The sequence below is a fragment of the Halarcobacter mediterraneus genome (assembly GCF_004116625.1).
GTDB lineage: Bacteria > Campylobacterota > Campylobacteria > Campylobacterales > Arcobacteraceae > Halarcobacter > Halarcobacter mediterraneus.
The window spans coordinates 689,425-708,402 of record NZ_NXIE01000001.1; the positions used below are offsets into that span (position 1 = coordinate 689,425).

At 26.8% G+C, this 18,978-nt stretch carries 16 protein-coding genes; 8 read left to right on the forward strand and 8 right to left on the reverse strand.

Translation table 11 applies throughout. The annotated features are described in order from the left end of the window. Positions 1–4: 4 nt before the first annotated feature. Positions 5–1,105, reverse strand: a complete 1,101-nt coding sequence (gene dapE, locus CP965_RS03520) for a succinyl-diaminopimelate desuccinylase (RefSeq protein ID WP_129060672.1) — start codon at positions 1,103–1,105, stop codon at positions 5–7. Between the two features lie 73 nt (positions 1,106–1,178). Here dapE and CP965_RS03525 point away from each other — a divergent pair, with 73 nt between their 5' ends. From CP965_RS03525 to CP965_RS03535, 3 genes are all read left to right on the forward strand, one after another. Continuing rightward, positions 1,179–4,073 carry a DUF748 domain-containing protein gene (locus CP965_RS03525; RefSeq protein ID WP_129060673.1) on the forward strand — a complete coding sequence of 965 codons (2,895 nt, stop codon included), beginning with the start codon at positions 1,179–1,181 and terminating at the stop codon, positions 4,071–4,073. An 86-nt stretch (positions 4,074–4,159) separates the two neighbouring features. After that, positions 4,160–4,702 carry a hypothetical protein gene (locus CP965_RS03530; RefSeq protein WP_129060674.1) on the forward strand — a complete coding sequence of 181 codons (543 nt, stop codon included), beginning with the start codon at positions 4,160–4,162 and terminating at the stop codon, positions 4,700–4,702. 11 nt (positions 4,703–4,713) lie between these two features. Further along, complete coding sequence (locus CP965_RS03535; RefSeq protein ID WP_129060675.1) at positions 4,714–5,100, forward strand: DUF6858 family protein; 387 nt, start codon at positions 4,714–4,716, stop codon at positions 5,098–5,100. Between the two features lie 26 nt (positions 5,101–5,126). Here CP965_RS03535 and CP965_RS03540 read toward each other — a convergent pair whose 3' ends face one another. Beyond that, positions 5,127–7,331 (reverse strand): endonuclease MutS2, encoded by a 2,205-nt coding sequence (locus CP965_RS03540; RefSeq protein WP_129060676.1) that lies wholly within the window; start codon positions 7,329–7,331, stop codon positions 5,127–5,129. Between the two features lie 150 nt (positions 7,332–7,481). Here CP965_RS03540 and CP965_RS03545 point away from each other — a divergent pair, with 150 nt between their 5' ends. From CP965_RS03545 to CP965_RS03555, 3 genes are all read left to right on the forward strand, one after another. Then, entirely contained in the window at positions 7,482–7,865 is a 384-nt protein-coding gene (locus CP965_RS03545; RefSeq protein ID WP_129060677.1) for a PAS domain-containing protein, read from the forward strand. A 9-nt stretch (positions 7,866–7,874) separates the two neighbouring features. After that, entirely contained in the window at positions 7,875–9,173 is a 1,299-nt protein-coding gene (locus CP965_RS03550; protein WP_129060678.1) for a methyl-accepting chemotaxis protein, read from the forward strand. Positions 9,174–9,248: 75 nt separating this feature from the next. Continuing rightward, positions 9,249–10,223, forward strand: a complete 975-nt coding sequence (locus tag CP965_RS03555) for an aldolase catalytic domain-containing protein (protein ID WP_129060679.1) — start codon at positions 9,249–9,251, stop codon at positions 10,221–10,223. 33 nt (positions 10,224–10,256) lie between these two features. Here CP965_RS03555 and CP965_RS14090 read toward each other — a convergent pair whose 3' ends face one another. After that, the gene (locus CP965_RS14090) at positions 10,257–10,397 is read right to left on the reverse strand and encodes a hypothetical protein (RefSeq protein ID WP_164970987.1); all 141 of its coding nucleotides are present in this window, start codon (positions 10,395–10,397) and stop codon (positions 10,257–10,259) included. Positions 10,398–10,627: 230 nt separating this feature from the next. Here CP965_RS14090 and CP965_RS03560 point away from each other — a divergent pair, with 230 nt between their 5' ends. Both CP965_RS03560 and CP965_RS03565 read left to right on the forward strand, forming a co-directional pair. Beyond that, on the forward strand, positions 10,628–11,122 hold the full coding sequence (locus CP965_RS03560) for a type II toxin-antitoxin system antitoxin SocA domain-containing protein (RefSeq protein WP_129060680.1): 495 nt from the start codon (positions 10,628–10,630) through the stop codon (positions 11,120–11,122). A 245-nt stretch (positions 11,123–11,367) separates the two neighbouring features. Beyond that, entirely contained in the window at positions 11,368–13,827 is a 2,460-nt protein-coding gene (locus tag CP965_RS03565; RefSeq protein ID WP_228712663.1) for a methyl-accepting chemotaxis protein, read from the forward strand. 28 nt (positions 13,828–13,855) lie between these two features. On the opposite strand, the gene CP965_RS03570 is transcribed toward CP965_RS03565, so the two are convergent. Genes CP965_RS03570 through mtaB form a run of 5 tightly spaced genes read right to left on the reverse strand, consistent with a single transcriptional unit; the run spans position 13,856 to position 18,975 of the window. Next, the gene (locus CP965_RS03570) at positions 13,856–15,190 is read right to left on the reverse strand and encodes an SLC13 family permease (protein WP_129060681.1); all 1,335 of its coding nucleotides are present in this window, start codon (positions 15,188–15,190) and stop codon (positions 13,856–13,858) included. A 4-nt stretch (positions 15,191–15,194) separates the two neighbouring features. Next, positions 15,195–15,737 carry a molybdopterin adenylyltransferase gene (mog, locus tag CP965_RS03575; protein ID WP_129060682.1) on the reverse strand — a complete coding sequence of 181 codons (543 nt, stop codon included), beginning with the start codon at positions 15,735–15,737 and terminating at the stop codon, positions 15,195–15,197. Next, positions 15,734–16,249: a pimelyl-ACP methyl ester esterase BioV gene (gene bioV, locus CP965_RS03580; protein ID WP_129060683.1), complete on the reverse strand. Its 516-nt coding sequence runs from the start codon at positions 16,247–16,249 to the stop codon at positions 15,734–15,736. The genes mog and bioV overlap by 4 nt, the downstream gene beginning before the upstream one ends. Further along, positions 16,239–17,747, reverse strand: a complete 1,509-nt coding sequence (locus tag CP965_RS03585) for an AAA family ATPase (protein WP_228712672.1) — start codon at positions 17,745–17,747, stop codon at positions 16,239–16,241. The genes bioV and CP965_RS03585 overlap by 11 nt, the downstream gene beginning before the upstream one ends. After that, entirely contained in the window at positions 17,710–18,975 is a 1,266-nt protein-coding gene (mtaB, locus tag CP965_RS03590) for a tRNA (N(6)-L-threonylcarbamoyladenosine(37)-C(2))-methylthiotransferase MtaB (protein ID WP_129060818.1), read from the reverse strand. The genes CP965_RS03585 and mtaB overlap by 38 nt, the downstream gene beginning before the upstream one ends. Positions 18,976–18,978: the final 3 nt, after the last annotated feature.

An 18,978-nucleotide genomic window follows, 5' to 3' on the forward strand; every position in this document is an offset into this window, starting at 1 on the left:
CTTTCTAAAAATTCTTAATCAAATCCATATAAACTTTAGTTAAATCTTCCACTTCTTTAACTGTTGTTCGCTCCCCAACACTATGAATAGTATCATTGATAACACCAAACTCAATAGCTTCTATACCAAATGCTCCAAAATATCTAGCATCAGATGTTCCACCAGCTGTTGAGTGTTTTGTTTTTATATTTAATACTTTTTCTATTGAGTTTTCCATAGCTTTTACTACTTTTGATTCTTTATTTGTAACAAAAGGAAAAGAGCCTTGAGTTGTTTTAAAATCATACTCTAAGCCTTCAAGATTTTTATGAATAAACTCTTCTACTGATTCTCTTGTTGTATTTGTTGAGTTTCTTACATTAAACATAAGTTTTAACTCATTTGGTGTTACATTTGTAACTTCCATACCACCTCTTATATCAGTTATTACCATCTTTGATGGGGCAAAATACTCATCTCCATTATCAAGGTTATGACCTGCTATTTTAGGCAAGATATGAGCAAAGTTATGAACTGGATTTATACATTTCTCAGGATAGGCAGCATGACCTTGTTTACCTTTTATAGTTATATATCCGTTTATACTTCCACGTCGCCCTACTTTTATTGCATCTCCAAATACTTCTTCACAAGTAGGTTCTGCCACAACTGCGAACCCAGGAATAAAATCTATTTCTTTTAGATGTTCAAGCATTTTTATAGTTCCATAAGTTCCCTCACCTTCTTCATCACTTGTCATTAAGATAGATAAAGTTCCTTTGAAGTTTTGTGAATGTTTACAGGCATATAAAAAAGCAGCATCTCCACTTTTCATATCTTGCGTACCACGTGCAGTAATTACACCATCACAAATTTCAGCGGCAAAAGGATCAACTTCCCAGCCATTTCCAACTGGAACAACATCAATATGACCTGCAAAACATAAGTGTTGTGGTGTATCATCAAACTTTTTATAATAGAATCTATTTTTTACACCTTCCATATCTACTTTTATGCAAGACCAAGTATCACCTAAATACTCTTCTATAAAATCAAAAGCTCCATCATCATTAGGAGTTATTGATTTAAATCTTAATAATTTTTGAAATAATTCGATAACAGTCATTTTTTTCCTTTTTCGTAAACGGATTGTAGCTAATATTAAGTTATAATTATATTGAACATAAAAAAGGTATTTTATGAAAAAAAACAAACTATTAATAATCATTTCTTCAATTTTTATTATTTATTCACTATTAGGATTTATTATTCTTCCAAAAATCTTAAAGCCTATTATAATTGAAAATATTAATAAAAATATCACTCAAACTGCTACTTTAGAAAAAATTGAATTCAATCCTTTTCTTTTAAATTTTTCTATTCATAATTTTAAAATCTCACAAAATGAAAAAACTACTTTTAGTTTAGAAAAACTTTATGTAGACTTTAACTTTTTTAAGTCAATAGATAAAAGATATCTTGCTTTTAAAGATTTAAAAATATCAAATGTTTTTGTTCATATTATAGAAAATGAAGATAAAAGCTTTAACGTAGAAAAACTACTTAAAGAATCAACTGATGATACAAAGACAAAAGTTTCTACAGAAGAGTCAACACAAACAATAAAATTTCAAATATTTAAAACAATAATAGAAAAAGCAAAGGTAAAGTTTACAAAACTTGAAAAAAATAAAAAACCTTTTGAAGTTGAGATAAATGATTTAAATTATACTTTATATGATATGGGAACTTTTAGTAATAATTTAGCTTCACATAATTTGGATATTTTAATCAACAAACACGCAAAATTACTTATTAAAGGTGGAATGAAATTATCTCCATTTCATATGTATGGAAATGTGAAACTTACAAATTTAAAACCTGGTGAATATTTAGCATATAAAGCTGAATTATTTAATTTTGATTCACCAAAAAAATCTACTATTGATTTAGACTTTGGATATATTCTTGATTATAAAGACAGTTTAACAATTGATATAAATAATCTAAACTTTGATTTAAAAGATTTAGAGTTAATACAAGAAAAGAATACTCTTCTTTCTTTAAAAGCTTTAAATTTAAATAATCTTAATCTAAAGTATCCACAAAACAATGTTTTAGTTGAAAACTTTACTTTAAACAAGCTAGATACAAATATTACAGTAGATAAAGAAGAAAAAATAAATCTAAACAAACTATTTAATCTACCTAAAGAAGAAACTAAGACAGAAGAAAAAAGTAAAAAAGAAGAAAACTCAAAACCTTGGAATATCAAAGTAAGTAATTTTAATTTAATTAAATCAAAACTTACTTACTTTGATGAAAATGCAATGTTAAATCTTTTAGGAGAAAATATCGATTTATCTTTGAAAGATTTATCATATGATGGGTCAAAAGCTTTACTAGAAAAAGCTACTTTGAAAAATGAAGTATTTGATTTTAATAGTAAAAAAGATGAGATAAAAGTAAAAGCTCAAAATTTAAATCTAGAAATTAACCAAACAAATTTTCATGATAATAATCTTTTTATAAATAGTATCAAACTTTTAAATCCTTCACTTGAGTTTAATGATAATAAAACAAAAAAAGAGATTTTAGCAAAAGATTTAACACTAGAAATTCAAGACTTAAAAAAACAAAAAGAAGATATTGAAGTTTCTTCTATAAACTTAATTCAACCAGAAATAAACTATAAAGATGATATTTCAAAAGTAGCTGTTTTATCAAAAAATATAAATTTACTTGTAAATAAAGTTTCATATATAAATAATCATATGAAGATAAAGTCTTCTTCTTTAAATGAACCTTTTATTGGTGTTACACTAAAAAAACAAGAAAAAACGAAAGACACAAAAATAGAAGAAAAAATAGTAAAAAGTAAAAAAACAAATACAAATAATTTTGCTTTTGATATAGGTCCATTTAATATCAAAAATGCAACAATGAGTTTTGAAGATAAAAACTTACCTATTCCTTTTAAAACAGATATCACAAATCTTAGTGGAAACTTTTCAAAACTTGATTCTTCTTCATCAAAACCTACAAGACTAAAACTTGAAGGAGAAGTTGATAAATATGGTTATACAAAAATAACTGGTATTGTAAATGTAACTGATATAAAACTTCTAACAGATACAAATTTACTTTTTAAAAATATTGCCATTAAAAATTTTACTCCTTATTCTGGGAAGTTTGTAGGTAGAGAAATTGAAAGTGGAAAATTAAATCTTGATTTAAAATACAATATTACAAAATCTGATTTAAAAGCAAGTAACTCAATTATCATTAGTGATATAAAATTAGGAAAAACTGTAAAAAGTGATGAGGCTACAAACTTACCACTAGAATTAGCAATAGCATTATTAGAAGATACTAATGGAGTTATTGATTTAGAAATACCCGTTACAGGAAATGTAGATGACCCTAAATTTTCTATTGGAGCAATTGTTTGGAAAGCTTTTACAAATTTAATTACAAAAGCTATTTCTTCACCCTTTCAATTATTAGGCTCTATTTTTGGTTTTGACCCTGAAAAAATTAAGACTTTGGATTTTGAGTATGGAAGTGCACAAATACTTGCATCAGAAAAAGAGTCTTTAGATAATATTGCAAAAATTTTAGAAAAAAGAAAAAAATTAGCAATAAGTATTAAAATAGCTTATCATGAAAAATATGATTTTGAAGCCCTTCAAAATAAAAAATTTCAAATAGTATTAAGAGAAAAAATAAAAAATATTTCAGGAAAAGACAAGTATAAAAAAGCACTAGAAGAGATTTTTGAAGAAAAAATAGAGACTCAGGATTTAGATGAAGTAGTAGAAAGATTTACTAAAGAAACAAAAGACAAAGAAAAGATTTTTGATACAAAATCTTATGTAAGATTTTTAAGAGAAGAATTAGCTTCTTTAGAAAAAGTATCAAAAGAAGAACTAAAAAACTTGGCAAAACAAAGAGGTATAGAAGTAGTAAATTACTTAACAAAAGAAAAATCTATTGATAAAAATGCCATTATAGTAGAAGAAGGAATCAATATTATAAATGATAAAAATACAAAATGGACTATTTTTAATCTGAATGTTTCAAAAAGAAAATAATTATAACTTATAATTATAATAGTTTAATTTAATTTACTTATAATACTTTTCATAGTAATATTCTAAAAAAAGTTAAGGATATTGCTATGAATAAATTCTTAATAGTACTAGTCACAACTATTGCTTTATTTTTTGCCTATGGTATTTATGAACAAATGAATCAAAAAAGTTTAAAAAGTAAAAGAGTAGCTTGTCAAGAAAAAACTACAACCTTTGAAAGAATTTTCAAAAAAGACAAAATTCAAGAAGCAAAAAAATTATTGAAAACTCAAAATATAGAAATTGTATCAAGAATAGACTACTCAAAGTATATGAAATCTCAATTAATCAATTTATATAATAAAGAAAAAGCTCTTTTAGACTTAAACTCTGTTTTAGATAAATATATGAGTGAAAAACAGAACTTAGACAAAAAGCTAGTTATTGATTTATATATTTATGAAAATGACAAAGAAGATAAGGGTAAAAAAAGTGATAAAGCTAAACTGTATGCAGGTTATTTAGTTTTTGAATTTAAACTAGAAAAAGAATTGCTATATAAAATACAAATTGATTATATGAAAATAAATGCACAAGATATAAAAGAAAGAATGGATTGTGCAATTAAATCATTTATTTCAATAAACTAAAAAGGATAAAAATGAAACAAAAAATATTTAAAGACAAATATCATATTTATGAAATTATTTATAGAAAAGAAGAACTAATTTTTAATAATGTTGATGAAATTATTGAAGCACTAAAAGAAAAAATAGATAAGCATCCTGTTATTTCTTATATTGCTACTTTTGATCAATACGCACATACAAGTTCTTTAGAAGGTTCTGAAATAAACCCAAGAATAAAAGCTGCAAAAAATATAGTCTTTTGTTTTGGGAAAGAATTACCTACACCTGAGGTTTTAGCTGTAAGACCTAGAAGTATTGGAGTTTGTGAAATGGAAGATAATTTTGTAATAAATTTCCTTGAAGCTCCAAATGATACAGCAAATGAGACAATGGAAACTTTTGTAAAATCTTTAAAATAAACTATTTATACTTTTGTATAAATAGTTTATAGCTTTATAACTTTTGCGCCAAAACCACCTGAACTTGGATGAGCATCTTCATATGATTTTATCTTAGGATGCTTATCAAGATACTTTTTAGTAGCTGCTGCTAATTTTCCTGTACCAATTCCATGATATACTAAAACTTCATCAAAACCTGCTATTAAAGCATCTGAAATAAACTTATCAAGGTTCTCTAAAGCTTCTTCAACTCTTTGTCCATGTAAGTCAAGTTTCACATGTCCAGAATCTGGTTTTGCAACAGAAACAGTTGCTTTTGGCTTAGCTTTAATTTTAGGAGGATTACCACTTCTTGAAAGTTCAAGTAATGGAACTTGAAGTCTCATTCCCATTTCATTTTCAATATAGGCTTTTTTACCTTTAATTGAAACAATTACACCCTTAGAGTTTCTATATTTAACTCTATCTCCTTCTTTTAAATTCTCTTCAATTTCTTTTACTTTTTCTGTTTTTATTTGAGAAGCTTTTTGATGAGCTGTATTTAAATGTCTATGCCCTTCCTTTGAAATTTTAGCTTTTATAGCTTTTTTAGCTTCATTTCTTGCATCTTTGTATTCTCTATGAAGTTTTGATTTTTCCATAAAAATATGAGTATCTAAACTCTCTTTTGTCTCTTTTAGATTTCTATTTAATCTTTCATGCTCATTTATTTCTTCGTCAAGTTTTGCAATTTTTTGTTTTAATTCTATTTCCAAAGCAGAACTTCTTTCAATAAGTTCATTTAACCTATCTTTATCTTCCCCATAAACTTGCTTTGCTCTTTTAATTACATTGCCAGGGATTCCATATCTACTTGCAGTTTCAAAGGCATATGATTTTCCAATTGTCCCTTGCAAAAATTCATAAGTTGGCTTTTGGCTTTCTTCATCATAAAGAGCTGCTATTAACTCCACATCTTCATTTGAAGCCATAAGTGCTGCAAGTCTTTTATGGTGAGTTGTAATAATAATCTTCATATCTTTTTGAATTAAATCTTCTATTATTACTTTAAACAAACTTGCTGCTTCATCAGAATCTGTTCCAAGCTCAATTTCATCAACACCAACTATAGCACCTTTACTAGAAAATAACTTAGAAAACTCTACCATTCTTCCTGCAAAAGTTGAGATATCATTTTTCACACTTTGTGGATCATCAAGTACTGCTTGAATTGATTTAAAATTTGCTATTTGAGTCTCTTTATTAGCCTTATAAGGAAGTAAATACTTTGATAAAAATACTGCACTTAAAATTGATTTTAGCATCATTGTTTTACCACCTGCATTTACCCCAGTAATCATAATAACAGACTTTGAAAAATCTATTGTTATTGGTTTTGGTTCATGTAGTGCTGGATGTTTAAAATCCACAAGTTTATTTATACCTTTTTTATTTGGTAAAATAAAATTTTTATCCCCAATTTTAGCAAAATATAATCTTGCTTGATAATGGTCAAACCTATCAAACTCTTTATTTATAAACTTTAAAAATAATAAGTTTTTTTCAAAAATAGAAGTAACCTGTTTACATAATTTTAACAAAATCTCTTCTTGCTTATTTTGTAAATCATTTTGTTTTTGTTTTAAACTGCTAACACTATGAGGTAAAACATAAAAGAACCCAGAATTTGATCTATCTAAAACTTGTGCTTTTAAGACATGATTAAATCCACCCCTTACAAGTAAACATTCTTCACCATTTATATAATGAACTTGAGAATCGACCATATAAGTTCTAACTTTACTTGAATTTATAGTTTTATAAAGGTTTTGTTTTATCTCTTGTTTATTTTGTTTTATTGCTTCAACAACTCTATCATAGTCTTCATCTACTCCATGTTTTAACTTTGCTTTTTCATCAAAATAATCACAAATATTGATTATTTCTTGAGGCACAATAATTTTTTCAATCCATTCTTGAAGTTTTCCCTCAAAAGAAAATCTTTTGAGGTATAAAAAATAATTAATAACTTTTACAAATTCATAAATTTCATAAGATTTTAAAATACCTTGTTTTTGAATATGAATTATTTGAGTATCTAAATTTTCAACTACTTGAGGTTGTTTAATATCATATTTTGAAAGTTCATTTATCAATCTAAAATGAAGATTAATATCCCCTTCTAATATAATAGACTTTTGCCTTGCAAAAAGTTTTGAAAAAGAATCTATATATTCTACTAAATCTAATTTTTTTATTATTTCATTCATGGGCGAATTATATCTTAAAAGGTTTAATTATTTTATAAATAGCTACAAATTGTAATATTTGAGATAATAATTATTAGAAAAATTAATAATGATATATAAATTTAATTACAGTAAAACTATTATATAATCGCGAAATTAGTAGGGAATATTATGGGACGTGAAACAATTTTAAATAAAGATACAATGATAGTATCGGAGACAAACGCAAAAGGAATCATAGTTTATGCCAATGAAGATTTTTGCACAATTGCAGGATATACAAAAGATGAGCTAATAGGACAAGGTCATAATTTTGTAAGACATGAAGATATGCCAAAGGCAGCTTTCAAAGATATGTGGGATACTATGCAAGCAGGCAAAGTATGGAATGGTATAGTCAAGAATAAAACAAAAGATGGTGGCTTTTATTGGGTAAATGCAACGGCGTTTCCTTCAAAAACAATAAATGGAGAAACAAGGTATCTTTCAGTTAGGGTTAAACCTACAAAAGAAGAAATCTTCCAAGCTGAAGCTTTATATAAAACATTAAAATAGAGGTTATCCATGTTTTTTAAATCAAATAATAATAATGAAATAATTGAAGCTTTAGATAAAATAGAAGCTTTTATAAAAGGCGATATAAATAAAATTAATTTAGAAAATCATAATTCTAATAATGAAATTATGAAAAAAGTAGTTAATTTATCAAATCTAATAGAACAAAAACAACAAGAAGATATTACTATTTATGGTGAAATAATGATTTGTGCTGAAAAGCTTTCAGATGGTTTCACTGATGATAGAATAACTAAAACAACTTCCAATGAAAAGTTAAACTATATTGCTAAGACCTTTAATAAAATGTCAGAGAAACTTGAAACTTCACTTACAAAAATTGATAAAGTATTAGATGAGTATTCTCATCAAAACTTTTTAAGTAGTATTGATGAAAATATTTTTCGTGGAGGAGAATTAAAAAATCTTGCTAAAGGTGTAAACTATTTAAAAGATGAAATTACAAAGAATCTTGCTTCAACCTATAGAACAAGTTTAGTAATGCAAAAAGAATCAAAAGTATTATTAGATAATTCTACAAAACTATCTGAAGCAACTTCTTCTCAAGCAGCCTCTCTTGAAGAAGCCTCTACAGCTATTGAAGAAATTACAAATAGAATTTCAACAACTTCTCAAACAGCAAAAGATATGGCAGAGTATGGGGAGAATGTAAAAAAAGAGATTAACGAAGGTATGAGTTTAAGTTCAAGAACAGTAAGTGCAATGAATGAAATAAATAATTCAACAAATGCTGTACATGAAGCAATTGAAATGATTGACCAAATAGCTTTTCAAACAAATATATTATCACTAAATGCAGCTGTAGAAGCAGCAACAGCAGGTGAAGCTGGAAAAGGTTTTGCTGTTGTTGCAGGTGAAGTTAGAAATCTTGCAAATAGAAGTGCAGAAGCAGCAAAACAAATAAAAGATTTAGTAGAAAATGCAACATCAAAAGCAAATGAAGGAAAAGATATTGCTGATAAAATGATTGAAGGTTATCAAATTTTAAATGAAAATATAAATGAAACTACAAAACTAATAGGAAATGTAGTAAATGCTTCAATCGAACAAGAAAGAGGAATTTCTCAAATTAATTCAACTGTTTCACAAATTGATATTTTAACCCAAGAAAATGCAAATATTGCAGAAAATGTAAAATCTATATCATTTAGTTTAAATAAAATTGCCGATAAAAACGTTGAAGAAACTATGAATATGCAATTTGAAGGAAAAGAAAATCTTAAAGTTAGAGATAGAAATAGAAATGAAAACTTTCAAGGTAAAGATAGAAGAAATTATAATAGATAATATTTAATAATCCTTTTTATAACTTTAAGGTATTATTTTAGCTTTAAATTAATTACACGAAAATAGGAATAAATTATGTTAGAAAGAAAAGGTTCTATACTTTCAGTTAGAGAAGATATCAAAGTTTTTGACTGCACTATAAGAGATGGTGGATTAGTAAATAATTATCACTTTTCAGATGAATTTGTAAAAGCTAACTATGAAGCATGTGTTGCAGCTGGAATTGATTATATGGAAATTGGTAAAAATGTTTCACCAACTGTTATGAGTGAAGATGAGTATGGACCTTGGAATTTCTGTAAAGAAGAAGATATTAGAAGAATTGTTGGAGAAAACAATACTAATATGAAATTAGCTGTTATGGCTGATGTTGGAAGAACAATAAAAGAAGAAATTCCTTTAAAAAGTGAAAGTGTTGTTGATATGATTAGAGTTGCTACTTATATTCATCAATTGCCAGAAGCTATTGAATTAATAGAAGATTTTCATGCAAAAGGTTATGAAACAACTTGTAATATAATGGCTATTTCAAAATCTTTTGATGATGAATTAGATCAAGTCTTAGAACAAGTGAGTAAATCAAATGTTGATGTAATTTATATTGCAGATAGTTTTGGTTCTTTTTACCCTGAGCAAATTAATAAACTTACTGAAAAGTATTTAACAGTTGCAAAAAGTGTTGGTAAAAAAGTAGGTATTCATGCACACAATAATTTACAACTAGCATATGCAAATACACTTGAAGCTATGGTTTATGGAACAAGTTTCCTTGATGTAACAGTATCAGGACTAGGAAGAGGAGCAGGAAATTGCCCAATGGAATTATTAGTTGGTTTTCTAAAAAATCCAAAATATAAGCTAACTCCTGTTTTAAAATTTATTGAAGAATATATTGTACCTTTAGAAAAAGAGTTAGATTGGGGTTATTCTGTTCCTTATATGTTAACAGGAAAATTAAATGAACACCCAAGACCTGCAATGAAAGCAAGGGATGAAGGTAACACTCAATACGTAAAATTTTATAATAAATTGACAGAAGAGTATAGTTAAAAGAGAAAAATATTTTCTCTTTGACTGTAGAGTTTATCTATTAGCAATAACTTGAATTGATTTATCCATACTTAATCCAGCTTTAGAGCTAGCTACCATTAAAGTTTCATTATTTTTTAATAGTCTTAATAAAACTTCGATTTTTTTATTTGTTTTAATATGTGTAATTGACATATTTATCCTTTGTTATTTTTTTGAAAAGATATAATGAGTTAGATTTTTAAATAAGTAATATCAATGAAGCAGTAATTAATAAAAAACATATATAAGAATTGATGAACTCGATTCATCTTAAGTACGTACACTATAGCTGAATAATTTTTTAAAAGCAAGTCTTCTACAGTTTTCAAGAAAATTTCGTTAGAATTGCCCTAAAATTAATAGGCTTAATAAAAAGGACAAAATTGAAAATAGATATTACAAAAGTTGCAAATGCAATTTTATATATGATAGAGCAAGAGGTAGCACACCTAAATGATAGAAAAGTTTCTATCTTACTTTTTTTGTGTGACTTTCACAATCAAGAAAAATATTCAAAAAAAATCTTTAATGAAGAGTATATAAAAGACAAAAGAAATCCTCATCCTGTAGTTTTAGGTGAAATATTTGATATTATTGCAAATAGTGAAGACTTAGATGAAGAAGATGAAAGATTGTATATTATTCAAGAATTACTTGATTATTTAGATATTGAAGTTATTACAAAAGAAAACTTCATAGAATTAAAATTTTTAAAAATGGAAGAAGAGTTCGATAAATCACTATTCTCAAAAGAAGAATTAAAAACAATAAATGATGTAATTCAAAAATATAAAGAGGAAACTCCAAGAAAAGTAGCAAACTCAACTTTTAAAATACAAAAAGTAAGAGATACTAATTTAGATGAAGTTATTATTTAAAACTTCATCTTTTATTGCTATACATATTTATAATTAAGACTAGAAATATACTGATTAAAAAATATACAACCATCTAATTAGATTATTTTATAATTCATAAATATAAAAAAGACTCATAGATATTGATTTATCAACTAATTAGCTTATATATTATTTCTTTCTTTTTTATAACTCTTTCACATTTTATTTACATTAAATATTAACTTCATTATAATGGTTAATAAATAAACACACTGGAGAAGCTCATGTTTAAAAAAATGACAATCAAAGCAAAAGTCATAACTCTTGTTGTTTTTGCACTTACTCTTTTAGCAGTAATTGTTACAACTTTTTCTGTTTCAGAAGCCAAAAAAAGTCTTTTAGAACAAAATTATGCAATGCTAACTGCTGCAAGAGATTCTAAAGCAAATCAAATTACAGGTTTCTTTAAAGAAAGAATTGGAGATATTAACGTCCTATCTAAAAGTCATAATATGAAAGAACTTATAGAAGAACTTGAAAATACATACAATATTTTAGAAATTGATTCAAAAGCAAAATTTCCAGTAAATAATCCTTATGTAAAAGAAGTTACTCAAAAACATGAAGAGTACTTACAATTTTATCTAAAAGAGTATGGATATTATGATATTTTTATAATTGATTCAAAAACTGGTCATGTAATTTATACTGCTGCTAAAGAATCAGATTATGGAACCAACTTAAAATATGGTTCTTTAAAAAATAGTGGTCTAGGAGAAGTTTACAAACAAACATTAGAAAATGATAGAGCAACTTTCATTGATATGAAACCTTATGAACCTAGTAACAATGAACCAGCAATGTTTTTGGGTAGTCCAATTAAAGAAAACAATCAAACTATTGCAATTTTAGTATTTCAAATTAGTGATAGAGCTATTAATTCAATTATGCAGTTTAGAGAAGGTTATGGAAAATCGCAAGAAGATTATCTAGTTGGTGAAGATAAACTTATGAGAAGTGATAGCTACTTAAATCCTACAAGCTACTCTTTGAAAGAGTCTTTTGCAAATAAAAATAAAATAGATACAAAAGCCAGTAAAAATGCACTTGAAGGAAAAGAAAATACAGAGATTATTATTGATTATAATGGAAATCCTGTATTATCTGCTTACTCACAAATAAAAGTTGGAGAAGATTTTCATTGGGCTATTCTTTCAGAAATTGATGAGGCAGAAGTTCTAATTACTCCAAATGCAATTAGAAATCTTATTATTGCCATTGCTATTGGTGTTTTAATAATTGTTATTGCTGGAACAATTATTATTATAAATAATGTGATTGTAAAAAGATTAAAAAACTTTCAAGATGGTCTTCTTGGTTTCTTTAACTATGTAAATAGAGAAGCTGACAATGTAAAAGAACTACAAACTGACAGTTTAGATGAAATAGGTTTAATGTCACAAGTTGTAAATGAGAATATTCTTAAAGCAAAAGAAGGTTTAGAAGAAGATAGAGCAATAATTGATGAATCAATTAAAGTTTTAGGAGAGTTCGAACAAGGTGATTTAAGTCAAAGAATCACTACTGAAGTAAAAAATCCTGCTTTAAATAAACTAAGAGACGTTCTTAATGAAATGGGGACAAGATTAGAAACAAATATTGAAAATATTCTTGAAGTATTAGATAAGTATTCAAACTACAATTATACGAGTAGAGTTAATACATCTGGAATAAAAGAGCATTTAGAAAAACTTGCTTTGGGAGTAAACTCTCTTGGAGATTCAATTACTCAAATGTTAATAGATAATAAAAAAAATGGACTTATCTTAGATAATTCATCTAATATTCTTTTAGAAAATGTTGACACTTTAAATCAAGCATCAAATGAAGCTGCTGCAAGTTTAGAAGAAACTGCTGCTGCTTTAGAAGAGATTACTGGAAATGTGAAATCAACAAGTGTTAAAGTAGCTGAGATGTCAAACTTTGCAAAAGAAGTTACAAACTCAGCTAGTCAAGGACAAAACTTAGCAAATGAAACAACAACTGCAATGGATGCAATAAATGAACAAGTAACTTCTATAAATGAAGCTATTACAGTAATTGACCAAATTGCTTTCCAAACAAATATTCTTTCACTAAATGCTGCTGTTGAAGCAGCTACTGCTGGTGAAGCTGGAAAAGGTTTTGCAGTTGTTGCACAAGAAGTTAGAAATCTTGCAAATAGATCTGCTGAAGCAGCTAAAGAAATAAAAGACTTAGTTGAAAATGCAAATATAAAAGCAAATGAAGGTAAAACAATTGCCGATAAAATGATTGATGGGTATACAAGTCTAAATACAAATATTGATAAAACTATTGAATTGATTTCTGATGTAACAAATGCAAGTAGTGAACAAGAGACAGGTATTATTCAAATAAATGATGCTATTAATTCACTAGATCAACAAACACAAAAGAATGCAGCCGTAGCAACAGAAACAAAAGATATTGCTTTAAATACAGCAAATTTAGCAAAAAATATAGTTTCAGAAGTTGATAAAAAAGAGTTTGAAGGAAAAAATAGTATTGATATTTCAAAAGAAGTAAACACTTCTAATCATCAAACAAAGACAGATTTTACACCTGTGAAAGCTAAAACTTCAAAACCTAAACAAGAAACTAAAAAACAAATTTCTTCTAAAGTAGAAAGTAAAAACCAAACATTTAAAGATACTTCATCAGATGATGAATGGGAAAGTTTTTAAAAAGTAGACTTTTAAAGTCTACTTTTATCTAAATTACAAACTGCCAATAAACTAAAGCTACTAAAGTAACAAATAAAATACCTAAAAGATTAAAAACAAATCCATATTTAGCCATATCTTTTACTTTTACAGCCCCACTACTCATTGCAATTGCATTTGGAGGGGTAGCAATAGGAAGCATAAAAGCATATGAAGCACAAATTGTAGCTACGAGTAAAATAAGTTGAATATCAATTTTTGCAGCTTCTCCAAGTGAAAAAATGATTGGTAAAGCAATTGAAATTAAAGCTGTATTTGAAGTAACCTCTGTTGTAAAAGTTACTAAAGCCGCAACAAGTATAATCAAAAGAATTAAAGGTAAAGATGTTAAAGCTAATAAATTACTTGCTATTTCCTCAGCTAATCCTGAAACCGTAAATGCCATTGCAATAGAAAAACCTGCACCAAATAAGAAAATTATTTCATAAGGAATTTTTTTCGTATCTTCCCACTGCAAAAAACCTATTTTTGGAACAAACATTAAAAGACCAAAACCTAATAAAATACCCTTTTCATTTAAACCAAGTCCTGAGTAAAAAGGTTCTATTCTTGAATTCACAAATAATAGAATAATAAGTCCTAATAAAAGAAAAGATAATCTTTTTTGCTCTTTTGTTAAAGTAAGTTTTTCAGCTAAATCCTCTCTAAGAGTTATATTATTTGCTCCTATTGATAAAATAAATGGCATTACTATTAACATTATAATAGCTAAAGGTGCAGTTAAAAATATCCAGTTTACAAAAGGTATAGTAGCTATTTCATGCTGTTCTAAGAATCCAAGCAAAATTAGGTTTGGTGGTGTTCCAATAGGAGTTACAATCCCCCCAATACTTGCACCATATGCAATTGCTAAAACAAATCTTAACTTTAAAGAAATTTCTTCAGTTAAAAACATTACTATTGGAATAAGTAATAATGCTGTTGTTGTATTTGAAATCAAAGAACTTAAAAAAGCTGATGTAACAGCTAAAGAAAAGATTATTCCCCTTGTTGTGCTAGGAAAAATATTCAAAAGCTTATTAGCAATATATTTATGAAGTTCAGTTTTTTGAGTAGCTATTGCTATCATAAAACCACCTAAAAATAAAAATATAATAGAATTTGAATAATTTGATACAGTTTGATTTGTAGTTAAAATACCAAAAGAAGGAAAAAGAATAATAGGAAGTAAAGAAACAACACCTATTGGTAAACCTTCGTTTGTCCATAAAGTTACAAGTAAAACTAATAAAGCAACTAAAATAGCATGGGGAACACTAAAGAAGAGACTTGCAATAAAAAAACCAATTACTGAAAAAAGTAAAGCTAAAAATATCTGTTTCATAGATTTACTTCTTTTTAGGTCTGAAGGCTTTAATCACTTCTTCATTACATTCTAAGTAAGGTCCTTCCATTAAATCAATACAATATGGAATTGCTGGAAAAACTGCATCTAAACACTCTCTTATAGATTTTGGTTTTCCTGGAAGGTTTACAATCAAAGAACTTCCTCTAAGACCTGCTGTTTGTCTTGATAAAATTGCTGTTGGAACAAATTTTAAAGATTCTGCTCTCATTAGTTCACCAAATCCTGGCATCATTCTATCACATACAGCTTCTGTAGCTTCTGGAGTTACATCTCTTTTTGCTGGTCCTGTTCCTCCTGTTGTTACAACTAAACAACATTTTTCTTTATCTACTAACTCTTTAAGTGTTTCTTCTATAGTTTCTTGATTATCTTCTATACATCTATAAACAGCTTCCCAAGGTGATACTAAATAATCATTCATAGTTTCTTCAATTGCACGTCCTGAAATATCTTCATATATTCCTTTACTTGCCCTATCACTTGCAGTAATTATACCAATTTTTGCAATTTGTTTTTCACTCATTTTAAAATATGTCCTTTCTGTTTAATATAATACACCGTGGCAAAATTTGCAAAAAAATCTGTTGCAGTAGTTGTATCAATTATCTTATCTTTTTGCCCAAGATAAACTTCTATTTTAGTTCCTTTATCAAGAAGTTTTTGTAAATTTTTTTCTTCCCAAACATAAGATAAAAGTTCTTCTAACTCTTCATATTTTCCTAATTTAAAATATTGTGTCATCTGAATTTTTGAAGGAAAAGCTACATTTTGTAAAAAAATTTTAGAATAGGCTTCTTCATCTTTTTTAAAATGAAGAAGTTGCGTTCTTTTGAATTTTTTATCTTTTGTTTGAAAAAAAGCTGGAGAAAAAAGCTGTAATAAATCAACTCTTTTTTCAGTAGTTAAAGCATACTCAAAAGCTTTAATAGCACCATAAGAAAAACCGCTTACTGTAAAATCTGTTTTTTGTAAATACTCATCAAAAAGTTCTTCTTCATTTTCTAAAGAAAAACCTGAAAAAAACTTAAATGTCATCTCTTGAAATAACCTCATTTTTTAGCATAATATCTTTTAATCTAACTATTTCATCTACATTTTGAGAAAGCTCTGAACGTAGTGTATTAGAAACTTTTTCAATGATATTTTGAGTATTTGTTGACATTTTATATTCATCTACCATTTTTTGGGCTAAATCATAAGCTTTTATTATATCTTGAGAATTTATTGCATATTTTTCATTTTTTATTACTTCTACTGCTATTGAGCCACTAAGATATCTTTTTATATTTTCTAAAAGTTGAGTATATGAAGGATATACAGAATCAATTTTTGTAATGCCTTCATCAAATAAAGCTACTTTTGATTTACTAATATATGCTTTACTTGCTTGATAAATTGCCAAAATTTCTTTTTGCTCCTCATCTAAAAGTAAAGCTTGTTTTTTACCAAACTCTATTTTAGTTTTTGCCACATCAATATCACTTTGTTCTACAATCTTTGAACTTCTTTTAATCATATTTAATAAAGCTTCATTTACCAAAGTAGAAAGTGCAGCTGATGAGAAACCTGAAGTTTCTTGAGCTAATCTATCAATATCAAATTCATAATGTTTTTTATTTAAATAAAGTTCTAAAATTCTTTTTCTATCTTCAATATTAGGAAGATTTACAAAAACTCTTCTATCAAATCTTCCAGGTCTTAATAAAGCTTCATCTAAAACTTTTATTTTATTTGTAGCTGCAATAACAATTACACCAGAATCTCCTTCAAATCCATCCATTTGAGTTAAAAGTTCGTTTAAAGTTGATTCTCTTTCATCATTTGATTTACCATCTCTTTTTTTACCAATTGCATCAATTTCATCAATAAATACAATAGAAGGGGCACTTTGCTTTGCTTTCATAAAAAGTTCTCTTACTTTTTTTGCTCCCATTCCTACATATATTTGAACAAAACTTGCTCCACTTTGATAAAAAAATGGAACATCAGCTTCCCCTGCAACTGCCCTTGCTATAAGTGTTTTACCAACTCCTGGAGGTCCTACAAGTAAAACACCTTTTGGAAGTTTTACTCCAAAGTCTAAATATTTACTAGGAGTATTTAAGAAATCAACTATTTCTTCTAGTTCTCCTTTTACATCATCAATTCCAGCAACATCTTTAAAAGTTATATTCGAAGACACTGCTTTTATTGAAGAATCTGTTTTTTCTTCACTTGTATTTTGTTTTGCTTCTTGTAGTTCATTTGAAAAACTATTATTATTTTTAATATTTTTGTTTAAAAATTTTTGAATTTTATCTTGTTTAAGTCTTGCAAAAATTGCAAAAGATAATAAACCAAGTAAAAAAATAATTCCAAAATAATAAGAACCTGATTCTACATGAGCACTACTTTTATAAAGAGTATAAATAAATAAAACCAATAAAACAATAGCAGAAATAGCCATTAGTTTTATACTTTTATCTAAGTTCTTTTTATTATCGTTTTTGTTGTTATTAAAATTTTGCCACATTTTTATCTTCTTTTGCTTCATAGTTTTCAATTGTAATCCAATCACCAACTAAATCAGCACTACTTTCAACTTCTATTTGATTAAAGTGTTGATCAAGTCCATGATATTTTCCATTTTTATATGATTCAATTAAAACATCTAAAGGCTTAGTATTGTTTTGTCTAAAAGCTAAATTTTTATCTTTTATAATTTGTACAAGTTCATTGTATCTTAGTTTTGAAATATCTCCACGAACTTCATCTTTCATTGTAGCACTTGGTGTTCCATCTCTTTTTGAGTAAGTAAAAGCATGAACATGAGTTAAAGGAAATCTATGAAGATTTTCAACTGCTTCTTTCCATAACTCATCACTTTCTCCAGGATGTCCTACAATAAAATCTGTTCCTAAAGCATAACCATTTTCTTTTAAAAACTCAAAAAGTTCTAAATCAGATAATACTTTATTTCTTCTATTCATAATTTTTAGCATAGTTTTAGAAGTATGTTGAAGTGCTATATGTAAATGCTTTGCCATAAAAGGTTCATTTATAAGTTCTTTAAACTCATCATCAATTTGTATAGGTTCAATACTTCCCATTCTTATTCTTCTTACACCTTTTATTAAAGACATTTTTTTAAGAAGTTTTGCTAAAGAAGTATGTTGTTTTTTACCATACGAACCAACATTTGTTCCAGTTAAAATAAACTCTCCAAAACCATTTGAAGCCAAAGTTGTAACTTGCTCTAAGATTTTATCTTCTTTATAACTTCTGGCATCTCCTCTTACATAAGGAATAATACAGTACGAACATCTAAAATCACAACCTTCTTGTATTTTTATAAAGGCCCTACTTTTACCAATAAACTCTTCTACAATAGTATCATCAATATGTTCTAAATCACCAGCATCAAAAAATCTTTCTTCTTTTTTTAGAAGTTCATTAATATTTTCTTTTTCACTGTGTCCAAAAAGTGAATCAATTTTATTATCTTTAAAAAGATTTTCACCCTTTGTCCAAACACCGCAACCTGTAAAAATAACCCTTGGAGGCTTGGGTAATTTATTTAAAGAGTTGATATATCCTCTTGCTGTACTATCTGCACTATTCGTAACTGTACATGAGTTTATAACTACAATATCAGCTTTCTTCTCATCAGTAGTTACTTCAAAATCTTCTAATCTACTCATCATAACTTGAGTATCAAAAACATTTGTTCTGCAACCAAAGGTTTTAAAATATACTTTTTGTTTATTTGTACTAAATTGTATCAT